Raw genomic sequence first — 17,430 nt, 5'->3', positions numbered from 1 at the left:
GCGAAACCGCTGCAGGTCTTATGGCCTGCGGCGGTTTTTATTTGCGCCGATGGGACTTAATAACCGCCTCAGGCGTTTGCCCCCTCCTCTCGCCGCCCGTATTCATACGTGCGCCGAAAGGTGTGCATGGACAGTCGCCCGCGAGGGTAGGGTGGTGGCATAGGACATTTGGAGGGTGAGCCGGATCGGCTGCCGACCATGCTGCTCCCGGGACGGCATCGACCGCGAACTCTCCCCGTTGGCGTCGCGCATTGCGCGCGGCCCTGCAAGGAGGTCATCATGGGTGCTCCCAAGACCGGTAACGTAAGGAACGTGGTGCTCGTAGGCCAAGGTGGGGTGGGCAAGACTTCACTCGCCGAGGCCATGCTCCACCTTTCCGGCAAGACCGCCCGCCTGGGCGGCCACGACGGCACCAAGCCCACGCTCGACTATGACCCCGAAGAGGTCAAGCGTGCGTTTTCCATCTCGACGACCATTGCGCCGATCGACTGGAAGGGTGCGCGCATCAATGTGCTCGATGCCCCGTGCTACCCCGATTTTATCGGCGACGCCTTTGCCGCGATGAGCGTCTGCGAGACGGCTCTGTTTGTGGTCGACGCCGAGGCCGGCCCGCAGCCTACGACGGTTAAGCTCTGGTATGCCGCCGAGGACCTGCGTCTGGCGCGTGCGGTGTTCGTAAACCGCCTGTCGCGCTCCGAGGCCAGCTTTGCGACCACGATGGACCTGCTGCAGGAGCGCTTTGGCACGCGCCTGGGCGCCGTGACCCTTCCCTGGGGCGAGGGCGAGGACTTTGACGGTATCATTGACCTGGTGCGCATGAAGGCGCGCCATTGCAACGGCGCCGAAGCCGTTGAGTCGGAGATTCCCGAGGAGTATCGTGCCCAGGCCGAGGAGGCCCATGACCATCTGTGCGAGCTGGTGTCCGAGGCTGACGACGAACTGATGATGAAGTACTTGGAAGGCGAGGAGACGCTGACGCAGGAGGAGCTTGAAGGCCTGCTGTCGAAGGCGATCGCCGAGCGCATCTTTGTGCCGGTCTTTGCGGGCGATTGCATTAAGGAGCAGGGCGTCAACTCGCTGATGGACGACATCGCCACGTACTTCCCGGCGCCGACCGACTATGGTGAAATGCCGCTCATCGACGGTGATTCGCTCAAGATCTCGAGCGACGATGACCGCCCGGTGGCGTTTGTGTTTAAGACCCTGGCCGATCCTCAGCAGGGTCGCATCAGCTTCATCAAGGTGCTGACGGGCACGCTTGAGCCGGGCCTTGAGCTGATCAACGCGCGCACCCGCAAGAGCGATCGTCTGGCTCACCTGTATGTGATGTGCGGCCGCGACATGACCGAGGTCGGTCACGCCTATGCCGGCGATATCATCGTGGCGCCCAAGCTGGCGGCCGAGACGGGCGATACGCTCTCGATTACCGGCAAGGTCGAGGCTGCGGCGTTTAAGTTCCCCAACTCGCAGTACCGCATCGCCATCGAGGCCGAGAACCGCGGCGACGAAGAGAAGCTCTACACGTTTATCGAGAAGGCATGCAAGGCCGATCCGACCATGAGCATCGACCGCGACGAGGAGACCGGCCAGACCATCATTTCGGCGGTGGGCGAGGCGCAGGTTTCGGTCCTGCTCAATCGTCTTGAGGACCGTACCAAGGTCGCGGCCAAGAGCGTGCCGATTCGCATCCCGTATCGCGAGACCATTCGCCGCACGGCAACTGCCCAGGGCCGCCACAAGAAGCAGACCGGCGGCGCCGGACAGTATGGTGACTGCTGGCTGCGCGTAGAGCCGCTCATTGGGCCCGACGGTACGAGCGACGGCTATGAGTTTGTGGACGAGGTCGTAGGCGGCCGCATTCCGCGCTCGCTGATCCCTGCCGTGGACAAGGGCGTTCAGGAGACCATGAAGGACGGCATCATTGCCGGCTACCCGCTTACGGGCATTCGCGTGGCTGTGTACGACGGGTCGTATCACAGCGTCGACTCCAACGAGATGGCGTTCCGCGCGGCGGCTCGCATCGGCCTGCGCAAGGCATGCGCCGACGCCGACCCGGTGGTGCTGGAGCCCATCGAGGAAATCACGGTGACTATTCCCGAGAGCTACGCCGGCGCCGTGATGGGCGACATCTCGGCCTCGCGCGGTCGCGTGACGGGTATGGAGACCGATGAGCGCGGAGACACCGTGGTCATCGCTCAGGCGCCTCTCGCCGAGCTGACGGATTACTCGACGCGTCTGCGCTCCATCACGCGCGGCACGGGCGACTTTACCATGAAGCCTGCGGGCTATGAGCAGGTGCCTTATGACGTTCAGGCCAAGCTGGTCGAGCGCTATGAGGAGGGCCGTGCCAAGTAGCGTTGGGCGTTGTCTGTAACATACATGCCGATGCAAGGGCCGCTCTGGGCAATCCAGGCGGCCCTTTTTGATCCCTGGGGGATGGAGGAAAACGATTCATTTTAAGTTTTGGGGCAGCTTGGCCGGCCCTAGTCTCCCGAGGCCTGATTGCGGCCGGTAGCGTAGTCGATCTGCACATGCGGCTGCAGGTTGTAGCAGTACACGTGGAAGCACAGGGTCTTGCCGTGGTCCTCGACCGATTGCGCCTCAAGACGCACGCCACGGCAGACGAGTTCCTCTTCGTTGTACATGGGCGTGACACGGTAGAGCACATGGTTGCCCGTCTCGCGGATGTAGCCGAGAATCTGCTCCTCAAATGGCAGCATACCCGTTTCGTTGAGATAACGCGTGCCGGTGAGGAGATTCTTGCGGTTGGCGTTTTCGCCGCAGAGCGACCAGGCGATGAGGTGACAGCGATTGTAGAGGCTCTGGCCAGGAATAAAGTCGTAGCGCTGCTGGCGCCATCCGGCGGGATGGATACGCGAGATATCGCCGCGCTCGCCTTGACCGAGCGATTCGGGGCCCACGCAAGCGAGCGCTTTGCGGGTGCGGCCCAGGCTGTCGAGCTTGGAGAACTTTTTAAAGCAGCCCTCTTCGGCGGCGTGCTCGTATTCATCGAGCGTGAATGATGGTGTGCCCAACGGGTGCGTGCTGTCGGCTCGCAGGGCAACATAGGGGTTGCCCGCGTAGTCAGGAATGCTGCTGAGGTATACGCCGCGGGCGCGGTCGAGATTGGGGTTTTCGACCTCGTCGATGGGGGTGGCGGGGCTGTCTGTGGAAGTGTCGTCACCGGTGCCGGTTGCGGCGGAATGTGGCTTGTCGCCAGAGTTCGGGCTGTTTTGGGAGTCTGTGGAGTTTGCCGTTCCCGATTCGAGTCGGGCAACCAGGTCTGCCTCGTCGTCGGTGCGGCTGGGACTCTCGTCTTGCTTCTCGGCCAGAGCCGCCGCCTGTTCATCACTTTGCGGCGAGAGCAGTCTGGGCGCCCCGTCGAGCGATCCCGTAAACAGCGCAAACCCCAGCACCACAGCGGTGCCGATAGAAAGTGCTTGCTTGTAGGCGGACTTGCGCGACATGGTGACTCCTGGACGGACGGTTGGGAGTCTACCAGTCTAGCAGGAGCCGCCGAGGGCCGTTCTATCGAACAAATACTTAAGATTTGGGACAAACGCTACGGATTCATTTGCCTCATATTTGACGTATGGCTAGATCGAGGTAGAACCGAGCCAATTGAGTTTGCATTCGAGAATACGCTGCTCACCGGGCGTGCTGCTACCATCGAGTAGCGCGAGGAGCATCTCGGCCGCCTCTCTGCCTTCCTGGTCGACGGGCTCGATGATGGTGGAGACGGTCGGCGTGGTGAGGTTGGTCCAGTCTTCGCAGTTGAGTCCCAAAAGGCCGATTTGCTGCGGAAGCAGATGGGCCATGGGCTGGAGGGCCTTGTAGACACGGGGAAGTGCCCACTGATTTTGCACGAAGATAAGGGTTCGCTTGGCGGGGTTGAGCTTGTATTTAAAGTACTCGGTAAGCTCACTGACCGACGGCTTGTTGTGGTCGATGGAAATCGCTTTGTAGAGCTGTCCGTTCGCTGCCAGCGCCTCGACATACCCCTGAAAACGCTCCATGCGGGTGCGCATTTCGGTCATGTTGGCGGCAATGGAAAAGAAATCTTCGTAACCGGCGTCGAGGAGTACCTGCGTGGCGTTGTACACACCGTCGTAAAGGTTGGTCTTGATCCAGCTGGTACCTGGGCTATAGATGGCCGCATCGAAAAAGACGACCGGCTTGCCGGCGCGTCTAATGCGGTCGTGCACGGCTTTGAAGTTTGCCGTGGGCTGGATGATAAAGCCATCGACGCCCAGCGAGAGCATTTTGTCGACATACATGAGCTCGGTCTCGGGGTTAAAGTTGCTCGTGCAAACAACCGTCTGGTAGCCCGCGGGGAGCATGACCTGCTCCATGCCGTTGAGGACGAGGCCCGCCCATTTGTTGGTGTTATCCAAGATGATGATGGCGATGACGCGGGTCTGTTTGCCGGTGAGTGTTTGCGCCTGGGCGTTGGGGACGTATCCCAGCTCCTTTATAACGCGCGCGATCTTTGCCTGCGTTTTGTCGCTGAGCTTGTCTCGTTTGTCGTTGAGGTAATACGAGACGCTGGCTGTTGAAGTTCCCGCCTCGCGGGCGACGTCTGCGATCGTAACGCGCTGTTTGGTCACAGCGACTCCTTCCGACAAATTGCGTTGTTTGGCGCGGTGGTTCACGTTCGGGTTGCGGGCACACGATTCTGCCTGTCCTTTCGCCCTTTTATGAGTATGCAACAATACCGTATCCGTGGGGTCCGAAATTCGTGGCGGTTATGCAAGCCTGCCGTCTACCGAGAAATCTAAATACTTCTTGACTTTTAAAAAAGAGATCAAAAACGCAGGATTCATTTTTGGTTAAACGCATAACTAAATTGCATAACCAACGCTCTGACCTGCGCGTTTACCGAAATAAGCTGGTATTAAAAAACGAGCACCTATATTGGTCTTGTCGAAAAGACAGCAAGTCCAAACGGCAGGGGATGCTCCGGAGGCCTCCGCAAACGGTGTCTTGCGCACGCAACTCTATGAAAAGAGGGAAGCAATGAAGATCGTAGGCGTTGCCGCCTGTACCGTGGGTATCGCCCACACGTATATGGCCCAGAAGGCGATTCAGGATGAATGCGCCGCCCGTGGCATCGAGTGCAAGGTCGAGGCTCAGGGTGGCCTGGGTATCGAGAATGAGCTCACGCAGGAAGACGTGGACTCCGCCGACCTGGTCCTGGAGTCCGTCGACGTGGGTGTCGAGAACGAGGACCGTTTTGAGCAGAAGATGGCCGAGGGCAAGTTCCTCAAGGTCGGTACTTCCGATGTGATCGCCGATCCGGTCAAGATCATCGACCAGGCTGTTGAGATTATCAAGGCGACGGGTGGCGCCGTTGACGCGCCCAAGGCCGAGGCCAAGGCAGAGAAGAAGGCCGTCTCCGCTGCCCCGCAGGCCCCGACACCGGCGTCCAAGCAGTCTATCTTTGCCGATCCTGGCAAGACGCTGCTCAATGCATTCAATACCGGCGTTTCCTATTTTATCCCCATTGTCGTTATCGGTGGCGTGTTCCTCGCCTTCTCGTTGGCATCCGGTACTGCCGGTGCTAACGGCATGGAGGTCACCAACCCCTTGATGGTGAGCCTTAACACCATCGGTATGGCCGGCATCTCTATGATGATTCCGGTGCTTGCGGCATACATCGCTTACTCGATGGCCGGCAAGCCCGCGCTTGCCCCCGGTTTTGTCCTGGGCTACTTGGTCAACAACGCCGTCGTCACCCCGAGTGGCAACAGCGTTTCGACCGGCTTCTTGGGCGCCATGATCATGGCTGTCATCTGCGGTTACTTTGTCCGCTGGATGAAGACCTGGAAGGTCAACAACACCATCCAGACCATCATGCCGATCCTGATCATCCCGATTCTGACCTCGCTCGTCCTGGGCATGGCCTACATCTACATCCTGGCCACGCCGCTTGGCTTTGTGATGGATTGGCTCACCAGCGTGCTCGGTAGCCTGCAGGGCGGCTCCGCCGTCGTCCTGGGCCTGGTCATTGGCGTTATGACCGCTTTCGATATGGGTGGTCCCGTCAACAAGACCGCTTCGACCTTTACCATGGCCATCATGGCCTCCGGCATCTACGGCCCCAACGGTATGTTCCGCGTCGCTGTCGCCATTCCCCCGATTGCTTGCGGCCTCGCTGCGCTCATCGCCAAGAACAAGTTCGATGACGCTGACCGTCAGATGGGTATCTCCGCACTGTTTATGGGCTGCATCGGTATTACCGAGGGCGCTATCCCCTTCGCGGTCAAGGATCTCGGTCACACCCTTCCCGGCATCTGCATCGGTTCTGCCGTGGGTGCGGCGCTTGCCGCCTTCCAGGGTATCGACTGCTACGTCCCGCACGGTGGCTTTATTGTCGCCCTTGCCACCAACAACGTCGCGCTGTTCTGCCTGGACATCGTGATTGGCTCCGTGGTCGCCGCTGCAATCCTGATTGCCATGAAGCCCACGCTCGATAAGCAGGCCAAGTAAACCTTTAAGGACTCCGGTTGTGCGGAGGGATGGATTTGACTTCGCACAACCGCCCCTACACAACAAAATCCATCCGTACTGATAGGGCCCGCATCTGGGTCCCAGGGAACTTTTGTCAAAAATCCTCTGGAGAAGGAGAACAAAATGTCCAACCTCACCATCCGCCAGGCCGTTCAGGGCATGCTCAAGCTGCAGGATAGCGGCGATCACGCAACCATGGTCGGCATTGGCCCCATGAGCCCCAACCTGATTCAGGCCGTGTTCGAGCTTGCCAAGGACGAGGATTTCCCGCCCATGTTTATCGCCAGCCGCAACCAGGTCGATATGGACGAGATGGGCGCCGGCTACGTCAACGGTTGGGACCAGAAGCGCTTTGCCGCCGACATCAAGAAGGTTGCCGACGAGGTGGGTTACACCGGCCCGTACTACCTGTGCCGCGATCACGGCGGTCCGTGGCAGCGCGACGAGGAGCGTAACGCCCACCTGCCCGAGGACGAGGCCATGGAGCTCGCCCGCAAGTCCTTCGTCGCCGACATGGAGGCAGGCTTTGACCTGCTGATGGTCGACCCCACCAAGGACCCCTATCAGATCGGCAAGGTTATTCCGCTCGACGTGGTGCTTCGCCGCACGATCGATCTTATCGACTACCTTGAGCAGTACCGTCGCGAGCATAACCTGCCCGAGGTCGCCTATGAGGTCGGTACCGAGGAGACCAATGGCGGCTTGACCTCTACCGATAAGTACGAGGAGTTCATTTCTCAGCTGCAGCCCGAGCTCGAGAAGCGCGGCTGCCCCATGCCCACCTTTATCGTCGGCCAGACCGGTACGCTCACCCGTTGGACCGAGCAGGTTGGCCATTACAACTTTAAGAACGCCCGCGAGCTCGCCGACATGGCAAAGCGCTACGGCGTGGGCCTGAAGGAGCACAACGCCGACTACCTGGACGACGCGACGCTGCTCGAGCACATTCCGGCTCACGTGACGGCTTCCAATGTCGCCCCTCAGTACGGCACCGAGGAGACCCGCGCCTACCTCAAGCTCTGCGCTACCGAGCAGATTCTGGTCGACAACGGCCTGTGTGACGATCCCTCCGACCTGTATCACACGCTGCTGGTCAAGGCTATCAAGACCGAGCGCTGGCGCAAGTGGATGACCGGCGATGATGTCAACCTGCAGGTTGACGACATTCTGGCCGACGACGAGCTCAGCCTGAAGATTCTGGATGTCTCCGGCCACTACGCGTTCAACGATCCCGAGGTCAAGGAGCAGGTCGAGAAGCTCTATCGCAACCTCGCTGCCCAGGACATCGACGGCAAGCGCTTTGTGATCGAGCACATCAAGCGCCCGATTAAGCAGTACGTCGTCGGTCTTAACCTCAAGGGCGTCACGAGCCGCATCGAGAAGGCTCTCGAGGACTAGGTAGTTCCGGCGTTTTGACAAACGCCGGACCGGTCGACGCTGCGCGAGCATCTGCCGGGCAATCTGGCGCTCAAGCCGTCGCTCGCGTACCAAAGTACGCTTCGCTCCTCTTTCGCACCACCTTGCCACGGCAGCTGCCCGCTCGCTGACGTTGGTTCGACCAGTGATTGAGCCGTTGTCCTTAGATTGCTAGCTATTCATTCGAAGGAGTTTGTACCATGAAGTTCTTTATCGATACCGCCAACCTTGACGAGATCGCCGAGGCCAAGAGCTGGGGCTGCCTTGCCGGCGTCACCACCAATCCGTCCCTGTACGCCAAGACCGGCGGTAAGCTCGCCGACTTTGAGCCCCATATGCTCAAGATTGCCGAGCTCTGCGAGGGTCTTCCCGTGTCTGCCGAGTCCACCGCGACTACCGCCGAGGGCATGATCGAGGAGGGCAAGCGTCTTGCCGCCCTGGCTCCCAACATTGTGGTCAAGCTCCCCGTCTGCGAGGCCGGCCTCGCCGCCTGCCGCGCGCTGGCCGATGCGGGCGTGCGCGTCAACATGACGCTCGTCTTCTCGCCGACGCAGGCCTTGATGGCCGCCAACGCCGGCGCCCGCTACATCAGCCCGTTTGTGGGACGCTTCGATGACATAGCCGAGGACGGTATCTCGCAGCTCGACAACGTTGTGACCTGCATCAAGAACTATGACTGGACCGGTAAGAACGTCGACGACACCGTCGAGATCATCACCGCATCCGTCCGCACGCCCAATCACGTGACCCAGGCGGCGCTACTCGGTGCCGATATTGCGACCGTCCCCATGGCCGCTCTTAAGAAATGCCTGCATCACCCGCTGACCGACCAGGGCCTTGCCTCGTTCGAGGCCGACTGGAAAAAGGTCGTCGAGGCACAGTAACGATGGTTCTGCCGGCCCAGCATTTGTTATGCCGGGCCGGCGTGCTCAAGAGAGGAAACTCCATGACCGATCAGGAACTGGCCAAGATTGCCAATGAGGTTCGCCGCGGTATTGTCACGGGTGTCCACGCCGCCAAGTCGGGGCATCCGGGCGGGTCGCTTGGCGCCGCCGACATTATGACCTACCTCTACTTTGAGGAAATGGATGTCGACCCGGCGAATCCGAGCCGCGCCGACCGCGACCGCTTTGTGCTCTCCAAGGGCCATTGCGCTCCGGCACTCTATGCCGTGCTCGCCGAGCGCGGGTTCTTTCCCAAGGAGGAGCTCGAGACGCTCCGTCATATCGGCAGCCGCCTGCAGGGCCATCCCAATATGAATGACACGCCGGGCGTTGACATGTCTACCGGATCGCTCGGTCAGGGTGTCTCCGCCGCGGTTGGAATGGCACTCGCTGCAAAGCACTGGGGTGACAGCTACCGCGTCTACACGCTGTTGGGCGACGGCGAGTGCGAGGAGGGGCAGGTGTGGGAGGCGGCCATGTTCGCCGGCAACCACGACCTGGATAACCTCGTCGCTATCGTCGATCACAATGGCCTGCAAATTGACGGCAGTATCGACGAAGTTAACTCGGCTATGCCGCTTGCCGACAAGTTCCGCGCCTTTAAGTGGCATGTGATTGAGCTCGCCGTCGGTAACGACATGGCGCAGATTGCCGCGGCCTTTGCCGAGGCCCGCAAAGTGAGTGCCTCGCCTGTGGCCATTATCGCCGAGACGGTGAAGGGCAAGGGCGTTTCCTTTATGGAAAACCAGGTGGGATGGCACGGCAAGGCACCCAACGATGAACAGTTTGAGCAGGCCATGGCCGAGCTCGCAGCAGCAGGGGAGGAGCTCTAATGGCAGACGTCAAGAAAGTCGCCACGCGCGTTAGCTATGGCGAGGCACTTGTCGAGCTGGGCAATGAGCACGATGACTTTGTGGTTCTCGATGCCGACCTGGCCGCCGCCACGCAGACCGGTAAGTTTAAGGCTGCGCACCCTGAGCGCTTCTACGACGCCGGCATTGCCGAGAGCAACTTGATGGGGCTTGCCGCCGGCATTGCAACCACGGGCCACGTCGCTTTTGCAAGCACCTTTGCCATGTTCGCCGCCGGCCGCGCGTACGAGCAAGTGCGTAATTCCATCGGCTATCCGCACCTCAACGTCAAAATCGGCGCCACGCATGCGGGCATTTCGGTCGGTGAAGACGGCGCCACGCATCAGTGCTGCGAGGACATCGCGCTCATGCGCACGATCCCGGGTATGACGGTGATCGTTCCCGCCGATGACATCGAGGCTCGCGCTTGCGTGCGCGCCGCCTATGAGTTTGAGGGACCGGTCTACATGCGTTTCGGCCGCCTGGCAACACCGGTCATCAACGATCGCGAGGACTATGAGTTCAAGATTGGTCGCGGCGTGGTCGTGCGCGAGGGGTCCGATGTGACCATCATCGCTTGTGGCCTCATGGTTGCCGAGGCGCTTGAAGCTGCCGAGGCGCTCGCTGTCGATGGTATCGATGCCGAGGTTATCAACATGCACACGATCAAGCCGCTTGATGAGCGCCTGGTAGTTGCCAGCGCCAAGAAGACCGGTCGCGTGGTCACTGCCGAGGAGCACTCGATTATCGGCGGTCTTGGCGAGGCCGTGGCCTCGGTACTCGCGGAACAGCATCCGGTGCCGATGCGACGTGTCGGCGTGCGCGATATGTATGGCGAGTCCGGCCCTGCGGTCGATTTGCTGCACGAGTACGGTTTGGACGCCGACGGTATCGAAGCTGCGGTCAGGTCTGTGTTGTAAGGAAGGTTTCCATGGGATTTGTATCTGCCAACCAAGTGACGATCGGGTATACCGCCGCCTCGCGCGAGGACGCCCTGCATTATTTGTCCGAGCAGGCCATCGAGCTCGGTTTTGCCGATGACGCATCTGCCGTAGAGGCTGCCTTTATTGCTCGCGAGAACGAGGCCGAGACCGGCCTTGTCGCCGGTTTTGCCGTTCCGCATGCCAAAAGCGACGCGATCCACACGCCGGGCGTTGCCGTGCTTAAACTGGCCGAGCCCGTTGAATGGCCGAGCTTCGATGGGGTGCCCGTCGATGTTGCGCTCGCGCTGTACGTGCCCGCCGGCGAGGCTGGAACCACGCACCTGCGTCTGCTCTCCAAGGCTGCCGTGATGCTGATGGACGCCGGCTTCCGTGACAAGGTGCGCGCGAGCACCGATCCCGTTGAGATTGCGGAGCTCATCAATAGCGGACTCGAAGACTAGAACGGTCATCCCGTTCAATCAATCGATCCTTTTCCAAGGAAAAGGGCCGCGACGCCATAGAGGTGTCGCGGCCCTGTTTGCGTTTCCCCAGATAAAACCTGCCAAAATAAACCTGTCCCTTTTTGGTAGGCTGCGTCATAAAGCTTCTGTCTATGTAATAAAAGTACAATATGATATATACGTTATATACAAGCTTATAACGCGCAGCAGATTTGCGGTAACGCAAGCCGATGAAGGGGTCGATATGATCAAGGCTGTTATTTTTGACATGGATGGAACGCTGATCGATACCGAGCGTTTGGACATGAGGGCATGGAAGGTGGGCGCGGCCGAGCTGGGGATCGCGATTGATGATGCGTTAATCCATCAGTTTATCGGCCGTTCGAATGCCGATGTTAAGGACATCCTTGAGGCGCATTACGGCAAGGGCGAAACCGCCGACGCGATTTTTGCCCGCAACATTGAGCTACACAGCGAGATGGCCAAGACCGACCTGGAGCTTAAGGCCGGCGCCGCCGAGTGCCTCGACGAGCTGCTGGCTGCGGGCTATCACGTGGGCCTTGCGACGTCGTCACGCCGCGTCGCGGCCGAGCGCAATCTTAAGACGGTCGGCCTCTTTGACAAGTTTGAGACGGTGACCTGCGGCGAGGACGTCGTGCACGGCAAGCCCGACCCCGAGATGTATCTGCTTGCCTGCGAGCGCGCGGGCTTTGCCCCCGAGGAATGCGCTGTGGTCGAGGATTCGCGCAACGGCTGCGTCTCGGGTATTACGGCCGGCTGCCATGTCTTTGCCGTCCCCGACATTGTGCCGCTGCCGCAGAATGTGGTGGATGGCTGCGAGGCCGTGCTCGATACGCTGTTCGACCTGACGGCGGCGGTCAAGGCCGTGCGCTAAAGGTATGCGCCGAGATCGATGACGGTGGCTTCGGAGTGGCCGCTTGCCTGGGTGCCGGCGCGCTCGGCGATCTGGGCGCCGATGCCGTGGCCGTCGGCTGCGGCATTCCGCTCTCCGGCGTCAATGATCTCAATTTTGATATCGGGATACAGGGCGAGGGCCTTGTGGATGCCAAGTATGCGCAGGGCGAGCTGCATGAATGCCTCCCTGTCCGTAACGGTGATTTGGCGTGGCACTCTTCGCGTTTCCCAAGATAAAACCTGCCAAAATAAACCTGTCCCTTTTTGGTAGGTTACTGGTTCATGTTGCCGTGGATGTAGGGGGTGACCTCGGGGGAGATGTGGGCGCAGCCCAGCTCGCGCAGCGCGGACTCGATGGCGGCGGGCAGCGGGGTCTTGCCCTCGGCATTGACGGTAGCACCGCCGAGAGCGGCAATCTTGGTGATATCTGCGGGAACGGCTTCGATATGCATGCAGCCGCCGACCAAGCGCGCGCGAACCTGCGACAGACCAAGATCGTGCAGGTAGTCCTCGCAGGCGCGGATTAAATCGACCTTTTCGCGCGTAAGTTTCTCGCCCGTGGGGACGCGCGTGGCAAGACAGGCTCCCGCCGGCAGGCTCCAAACGGGATAGCCCCATGCGCGCAGCAGCTCGCGCTCTTCGTCCTTGGTAAAGCCGACCTCCATAAGAGGGGAGCGTACGCCGAGCTCTTTGGCAGCGCGCATGCCGGGACGGTAGTCACCGCGATCGCTTGCATTGCTGCCATCGATGACGATGGGAAAGCCGAGCGACTTAGCGTGGTTGAAGATGGCGGTAAAGCCGGCGTGCTTGCAGTGGTAGCAACGGTTGGCGTCGTTGCAGGCTACTTGGGGGAGCTGCAGCTGATCGACCGAAAGATTGAGCACGGGGAGCTTAAAATGCGGCCCCTCATTGGTTTGCCTGTCAACGGATCGCTCAAACGAGGTCTGTTCGGGCGTGCCGATGAGCGGCGTGGTGAGGTGAACGAGAAGCGTGCTGGCAGGCATGATGCGGGCGCAGACCGCGGCCAAAAAGCTGCTGTCGACGCCACCGGAAAAGCCGATGGCGACGCGTCCGTATGCCAATAGCAGCTGCTCGAGCGCTGCGAGTTTGTCCTGAAGCTCCTTTGCAGGTGCGGTAGTGTCTGAAAGCATGAAAAGATCCTTACCGTTGAGTGCTCGGTCGAAAACTATAATCCTACTGGGCTGCTTGTCATAAGACTTCTATCTATGTAACGAAAGTGCAATATGATATATACGTTATATACAAATTGTCAAATACGGTAGAGTTGCGGCAATGCGACAGTGAGAGTCGATGGGGGATCGATATGATCAAGGCTGTTATTTTTGACATGGACGGAACGTTGGTCGATACCGAGCGTTTGGGGATTAAGGCCTGGAAGGCAGGCGCCGCCGAGCTGGGGCTCGCGATTGATGATGCGCTGATCCATCAGTTTATCGGCCGCACGCTGCCCGATGTCATGGACATCCTTGATAAGCATTACGGCAGCCATGAAACCACCGAGGCGATCTATCATCGCCACAAGGAGATTCGCGACGAGATGGTCAAGACCGATTTGGAGCTTAAGGCCGGCGCCGCCGAGTGCATAGGCGAGCTGCTGGCGGCGGGCTATCACGTGGGTCTAGCGACGTCGTCGCGCCTCGTTACGGCCGAGCGCAACCTTAAGATGGTCGGTCTTTTTGACAAGTTTGAGACGGTGACCTGCGGCGAGGACGTCGTGCACGGCAAGCCCGACCCCGAGATGTATCTGCTTGCTTGCGAGCGCGCGGGCTTTGCCCCCGAGGAATGCGCCGTGGTCGAGGATTCGCGCAACGGCTGCGTCTCTGGCATCACGGCCGGCTGCCATGTCTTTGCCGTCCCCGACATTGTGCCGCTGCCGCAGAATGTGGTGGATGGCTGCGAGGCCGTGCTCGATACGCTGTTCGACCTTACGGCGGCGGTCAAGGCCGTGCGCTAGACAGCTGCGGCGTTGAAACGGGCAATTGCCCACATTTACGCTTAAGCATAAGGGGTCCGGCAATGGCCGGGCCTCTTATGCTTAAGCTGCGTTTTGGCATACTGGTCGACGTGCTATAGATACGCGCCCAGGTTGATGGCGGTGGCTTCGGCTTGGCTGCTCGCCTGGGTACTGGCGCGCTCTAAGAGGAACGGCCGCACGAGTTCCTGACGGTTGATGTCCTCGGCGGCTGTGACCTCGGTGACGGTGCGTGCGGCGGAGCCGATACGGACGCGTTTGGTTTTTGTCGGCGCCTTGTTCTCGATTTGCTCCACGAGCAGCTGCACGCCCTTGCGGCCAATTTCGTAACCCGGCGGTGCTACGGTGGTGAGAGGGACCGACCCGCTCCATGCAAGCGGGTTGCCGTCGCAGCCGGCCACGCGAACTTGCTTGGGGACGGAGATGCCTTTGTCGATCAACGCCGAGATAACACCCGAGGCCAATACGTCGGTTAGGCCGATGACGAAATCGGGACGCTCGTCAGCAGAGCGCTCGGCAATCTGGGCGCCGATGCCGTAACCGTCGGCAGCGGTATTCCATTCTCCGGCGTCAATGACCTCAATTTTGATATCGGGATGAAGGGCGAGGGCCTTGTGAATGCCAAGCACGCGCAGGGTGAGCTGCATAAATGCCGCTCTGCCCACAACGGTGATATGGCGTGCGCCGCGGGCAATGGCGAGCTCGGCGATAATGCGCCCTTGTGCCTCGTTGTCGGCGGCCACGTAGTAACCAGGCTCGGAACAGTGGATGTCCAAATGGACAATCGGCACGGGCATCTTGGTCATGGCGGGGTGCCAATCGGGGGATGCCATGGGCTGAACCATGACGCCGGACATCTGCGTGCCCATAAAGTAGCGCAGGTAATGGTCTTCGAGAATATCGTCGTTATCGGCGTTGGCGATGAGCAGGTCGTAACCGTGCTTGCGGGCCTCGTTATGGGCGCCGCTGGCAATTTGGAGCGAGAAGCCGTGGTCGAGACGGGGGAGGACCAGGCCAAAGGACTTGGTGGTGCCTCCTGCGAGCTGGCGGGCGCTTTGGTTGGGCAGGTAGCCAAGGCGATTGATGGTCTCGTTGATGATTTTGAGGGTCTCGGGGCGCAGCTTTTCGGGATGGTTGAGCGCGTTGGAAACCGTGCCCAGCGAGACCCCTGCCTCGCGCGCAACGTCGCTGATTTTTACCTTTGCCATAGCGGCCCCTTTGATGCGTTTCAAGTACAAGCCAGATTGTAGCATCGCCCGCCCCTAGGGTGTCAAAACCTGCCAATTAGGGACAGGTTTATTTTGGCAGGTTTTATCTGGGGAAACGCTATTGCCAACGCGACCACCACGAAGGGGACAGGCACCTTTGTGGTGGTTTGGACCGGCTGAACGTGTGTGCATCGGGTGGTATCTAAGTTGAGATACCACTTCTGGTATATCAGCTTGCGCTTGCGTGAGTACAATACTCGAACGTTATACGTCTCAGCGCCCCTTGTGCGTGGACGTTTTACAGTCACGCGAGCGAAGGGATTTATCCTATGTGCGGAATTGTCGGCTACACCGGCTCTGATATTGCAAAGAACATCCTTGTCACGGGCCTTAAGCGTATGGAATATCGCGGCTATGACTCCTCGGGCGTCGCACTCGAGGTGGGCGAGGGCACGGCGGCTCACCTCGACGTCATTCGCCGCGTGGGCAAGGTCGCGGGCCTGGAGAGCGAACTTACCAATGTCGACAGTGACGCCACCTGCGGCATCGGCCACACCCGCTGGGCTACCCACGGCAAGCCCTCCGTTGTCAACGCCCATCCCCACACCAGCTGCGACGGTCGCATCGCCATCGTCCACAACGGCATCATCGAGAACTTCGCCGAGCTGCGTGAGGAGCTGGAGGGCCGCGGCCATCACTTTAAGAGCGAGACCGACACCGAGGTCTTTGCGCACTTGATCGAAGAGGCCTATGCCGAGACGCACGACCTGATGGCTTCTGTGCGCGAGGCCTGCACCCACGTGGTGGGCGCCTATGGTTTGGCCGCCGTTTCTGCCGATGAGCCCGGCGTGATCGCCGTGGCCCGCAAGGACTCCCCGATTGTGGTCGGTGTCGGCGAAACCGGCTCCTACGTTGCCTCCGACGTGATCGCGCTTATCGATGCCACCCGCGATGTCGTGGTGCTCGAAGACGGTCAGTTTGCCAAGCTTACGCCCGCAGGCGTCGAGTATACCGACGAGGCTGGCAACGTGATTGAGCCCAAGCTTACCCATATCGACTGGGACCTGGATATGGCCGAAAAGGGCGGTTATCCCGACTTTATGCTTAAGGAGATCCATGAGCAGCCTCGCGTCGTGCGTGATACCCTGGTGGGCCGCATGACCCCCGCCGGTGAGCTCGATATCGACGAGCTGGGCCTTTCGCTCGAGGAGCTCAACGATATCGACCGCGTGTATGTGATTGCCTGCGGCACCAGCTACCATGCCGGACTTATCGCCAAGAACCTTATTGAGGGTTGGGCTCGTATTCCTACCGAGGTCGAGGCGGCAAGCGAGTTCCGCTATCGCAACCCCATCATCACGCCGACGACGCTTGTCGTGGCCGTGTCCCAGTCGGGCGAGACGGCTGACACCCTTGCCGCCATTCGCGATGCGCGCATCAAGGGCGCCAAGGTCTTTGGCATCACCAACGTGCTGGGCAGCCCGGTGGCGCGCGAGAGCGACGGCGTTATCTACACCAAGGCTAACAAGGAGATTGCAGTTGCCTCGACCAAGAGCTTCATCGGTCAGGTCGTGAGCCTTACGCTTTTGGCCCTGCTGCTGGCGCAGGTTAAGTACCGTCTGACCACCAAGCAGGCGCGCATGCTGTTCCGCGAGCTTTCCGATACGGCCGAGCAGATCCAGTGGATTCTGGATACGCAGACCGAGGCCGTGCACGAGGCCGCGCTTGTCTGCAAGGACGCGCAGTCTGCATTGTTCGTGGGTCGCGGCATGGGCGCCGCCATTTCCTACGAGGGCGCGCTCAAGCTCAAGGAGGTCAGCTACCTGCATGCCGAGGCATATGCTGCCGGCGAGATGAAGCACGGCCCTATCGCGCTGATCGACCCGGGTTTCCCCGTTATCGCGGTTGCAACCAAGAGCGCAACATACGACAAGACGGTGTCGAACCTCATGGAGTGCAAGGCGCGCGGCGCCAAGGTCATCGTCGTTGCTACCGAGGGCGACGAGGAAATCAACAAGATCGCCGACTGCGTCATTCGCGTGCCGTCCGTCCGTGACGTATTCAGCCCCATCACGGCGAGCGTTCCGCTGCAGCTGCTCGCCCGCGAGGTTGCCATCCTGCGCGGTTGCGACGTTGACCAGCCCCGCAACCTGGCCAAGAGTGTCACAGTAGAGTAATCGAGTTCCTACGTCCTAACAACTAAGGCCCG

Annotated in this window: 15 protein-coding genes; 10 read left to right on the top strand and 5 right to left on the bottom strand. The window is 60.2% G+C overall.

Going from position 1 to position 17,430, the window contains the following annotated elements; all coding sequences use genetic code 11:
• The first annotated feature begins 279 nt into the window (after positions 1 to 279).
• Entirely contained in the window at positions 280 to 2,355 is a 2,076-nt protein-coding gene (locus tag ACTM86_RS07285; protein ID WP_154517778.1) for an elongation factor G, read from the top strand.
• A 128-nt stretch (positions 2,356 to 2,483) separates the two neighbouring features.
• On the opposite strand, the gene ACTM86_RS07280 is transcribed toward ACTM86_RS07285, so the two are convergent.
• Together ACTM86_RS07280 and ACTM86_RS07275 are read right to left on the bottom strand one after the other, a co-directional pair.
• The gene (locus ACTM86_RS07280) at positions 2,484 to 3,467 is read right to left on the bottom strand and encodes a DNA/RNA non-specific endonuclease (protein ID WP_441016588.1); all 984 of its coding nucleotides are present in this window, start codon (positions 3,465 to 3,467) and stop codon (positions 2,484 to 2,486) included.
• A 129-nt stretch (positions 3,468 to 3,596) separates the two neighbouring features.
• Positions 3,597 to 4,607 (bottom strand): LacI family DNA-binding transcriptional regulator, encoded by a 1,011-nt coding sequence (locus tag ACTM86_RS07275; RefSeq protein WP_441016591.1) that lies wholly within the window; start codon positions 4,605 to 4,607, stop codon positions 3,597 to 3,599.
• 409 nt (positions 4,608 to 5,016) lie between these two features.
• Between ACTM86_RS07275 and ACTM86_RS07270 the strand changes: the two genes are divergently transcribed.
• The 7 genes from ACTM86_RS07270 to ACTM86_RS07240 all read left to right on the top strand — a co-directional run bounded on the left by ACTM86_RS07270 (position 5,017) and on the right by ACTM86_RS07240 (position 12,000).
• On the top strand, positions 5,017 to 6,489 hold the full coding sequence (locus ACTM86_RS07270) for a PTS fructose transporter subunit IIC (RefSeq protein WP_441016594.1): 1,473 nt from the start codon (positions 5,017 to 5,019) through the stop codon (positions 6,487 to 6,489).
• A gap of 144 nt (positions 6,490 to 6,633) precedes the next feature.
• Positions 6,634 to 7,908: a class II D-tagatose-bisphosphate aldolase non-catalytic subunit gene (locus tag ACTM86_RS07265; protein WP_427719788.1), complete on the top strand. Its 1,275-nt coding sequence runs from the start codon at positions 6,634 to 6,636 to the stop codon at positions 7,906 to 7,908.
• 218 nt (positions 7,909 to 8,126) lie between these two features.
• Complete coding sequence (fsa, locus tag ACTM86_RS07260) at positions 8,127 to 8,810, top strand: fructose-6-phosphate aldolase (RefSeq protein ID WP_117757862.1); 684 nt, start codon at positions 8,127 to 8,129, stop codon at positions 8,808 to 8,810.
• 62 nt (positions 8,811 to 8,872) lie between these two features.
• Entirely contained in the window at positions 8,873 to 9,703 is an 831-nt protein-coding gene (locus ACTM86_RS07255; protein ID WP_441016597.1) for a transketolase, read from the top strand.
• The gene (locus tag ACTM86_RS07250) at positions 9,703 to 10,641 is read left to right on the top strand and encodes a transketolase family protein (RefSeq protein WP_441016600.1); all 939 of its coding nucleotides are present in this window, start codon (positions 9,703 to 9,705) and stop codon (positions 10,639 to 10,641) included. The genes ACTM86_RS07255 and ACTM86_RS07250 overlap by 1 nt, the downstream gene beginning before the upstream one ends.
• Positions 10,642 to 10,652: 11 nt before the next feature.
• Positions 10,653 to 11,105: a PTS sugar transporter subunit IIA gene (locus ACTM86_RS07245; protein WP_195503788.1), complete on the top strand. Its 453-nt coding sequence runs from the start codon at positions 10,653 to 10,655 to the stop codon at positions 11,103 to 11,105.
• Positions 11,106 to 11,349: 244 nt separating this feature from the next.
• Positions 11,350 to 12,000, top strand: coding sequence for an HAD family hydrolase (locus ACTM86_RS07240; protein WP_427795280.1), 651 nt, complete (start codon positions 11,350 to 11,352; stop codon positions 11,998 to 12,000).
• On the opposite strand, the gene ACTM86_RS07235 is transcribed toward ACTM86_RS07240, so the two are convergent.
• Both ACTM86_RS07235 and ACTM86_RS07230 read right to left on the bottom strand, forming a co-directional pair.
• Entirely contained in the window at positions 11,997 to 12,197 is a 201-nt protein-coding gene (locus tag ACTM86_RS07235) for a hypothetical protein (protein ID WP_441016603.1), read from the bottom strand. The genes ACTM86_RS07240 and ACTM86_RS07235 overlap by 4 nt on opposite strands.
• 95 nt (positions 12,198 to 12,292) lie before the next feature.
• Positions 12,293 to 13,171: a hypothetical protein gene (locus tag ACTM86_RS07230; protein ID WP_441016606.1), complete on the bottom strand. Its 879-nt coding sequence runs from the start codon at positions 13,169 to 13,171 to the stop codon at positions 12,293 to 12,295.
• A 173-nt stretch (positions 13,172 to 13,344) separates the two neighbouring features.
• Between ACTM86_RS07230 and ACTM86_RS07225 the strand changes: the two genes are divergently transcribed.
• A complete protein-coding gene (locus tag ACTM86_RS07225) occupies positions 13,345 to 13,995 on the top strand; it encodes an HAD family hydrolase (RefSeq protein WP_441016609.1) in 651 nt (216 codons plus the stop codon).
• A gap of 113 nt (positions 13,996 to 14,108) precedes the next feature.
• Here the strand turns inward: ACTM86_RS07225 and ACTM86_RS07220 are convergent, their stop codons facing one another.
• Complete coding sequence (locus tag ACTM86_RS07220; RefSeq protein ID WP_441016612.1) at positions 14,109 to 15,221, bottom strand: LacI family DNA-binding transcriptional regulator; 1,113 nt, start codon at positions 15,219 to 15,221, stop codon at positions 14,109 to 14,111.
• 329 nt (positions 15,222 to 15,550) lie between these two features.
• Between ACTM86_RS07220 and glmS the strand changes: the two genes are divergently transcribed.
• The gene (gene glmS, locus ACTM86_RS07215; RefSeq protein WP_441016615.1) at positions 15,551 to 17,398 is read left to right on the top strand and encodes a glutamine--fructose-6-phosphate transaminase (isomerizing); all 1,848 of its coding nucleotides are present in this window, start codon (positions 15,551 to 15,553) and stop codon (positions 17,396 to 17,398) included.
• The last annotated feature ends 32 nt before the right edge of the window (positions 17,399 to 17,430 follow it).

It is taken from the genome of Collinsella sp. HCP3S3_E11, from assembly GCF_052067375.1.
Lineage (GTDB): Bacteria > Actinomycetota > Coriobacteriia > Coriobacteriales > Coriobacteriaceae > Collinsella.
Note: the sequence above shows the minus strand (reverse complement) of the source record. Positions and strands in the feature narration are given on the sequence as shown.

What these genes read in the sequence shown, in the direction of transcription:
- ACTM86_RS07285 (WP_154517778.1), top strand. Translation starts at nt 280, where the DNA reads ATGGGTGCTCCCAAGACCGGTAACGTAAGGAACGTGGTGCTCGTAGGC.
- ACTM86_RS07280 (WP_441016588.1), bottom strand. Translation starts at nt 3,467, where the DNA reads ATGTCGCGCAAGTCCGCCTACAAGCAAGCACTTTCTATCGGCACCGCT.
- ACTM86_RS07270 (WP_441016594.1), top strand. Translation starts at nt 5,017, where the DNA reads ATGAAGATCGTAGGCGTTGCCGCCTGTACCGTGGGTATCGCCCACACG.
- ACTM86_RS07265 (WP_427719788.1), top strand. Translation starts at nt 6,634, where the DNA reads ATGTCCAACCTCACCATCCGCCAGGCCGTTCAGGGCATGCTCAAGCTG.
- fsa (WP_117757862.1), top strand. Translation starts at nt 8,127, where the DNA reads ATGAAGTTCTTTATCGATACCGCCAACCTTGACGAGATCGCCGAGGCC.
- ACTM86_RS07255 (WP_441016597.1), top strand. Translation starts at nt 8,873, where the DNA reads ATGACCGATCAGGAACTGGCCAAGATTGCCAATGAGGTTCGCCGCGGT.
- ACTM86_RS07250 (WP_441016600.1), top strand. Translation starts at nt 9,703, where the DNA reads ATGGCAGACGTCAAGAAAGTCGCCACGCGCGTTAGCTATGGCGAGGCA.
- ACTM86_RS07245 (WP_195503788.1), top strand. Translation starts at nt 10,653, where the DNA reads ATGGGATTTGTATCTGCCAACCAAGTGACGATCGGGTATACCGCCGCC.
- ACTM86_RS07240 (WP_427795280.1), top strand. Translation starts at nt 11,350, where the DNA reads ATGATCAAGGCTGTTATTTTTGACATGGATGGAACGCTGATCGATACC.
- ACTM86_RS07235 (WP_441016603.1), bottom strand. Translation starts at nt 12,197, where the DNA reads ATGCAGCTCGCCCTGCGCATACTTGGCATCCACAAGGCCCTCGCCCTG.
- ACTM86_RS07230 (WP_441016606.1), bottom strand. Translation starts at nt 13,171, where the DNA reads ATGCTTTCAGACACTACCGCACCTGCAAAGGAGCTTCAGGACAAACTC.
- ACTM86_RS07225 (WP_441016609.1), top strand. Translation starts at nt 13,345, where the DNA reads ATGATCAAGGCTGTTATTTTTGACATGGACGGAACGTTGGTCGATACC.
- ACTM86_RS07220 (WP_441016612.1), bottom strand. Translation starts at nt 15,221, where the DNA reads ATGGCAAAGGTAAAAATCAGCGACGTTGCGCGCGAGGCAGGGGTCTCG.
- glmS (WP_441016615.1), top strand. Translation starts at nt 15,551, where the DNA reads ATGTGCGGAATTGTCGGCTACACCGGCTCTGATATTGCAAAGAACATC.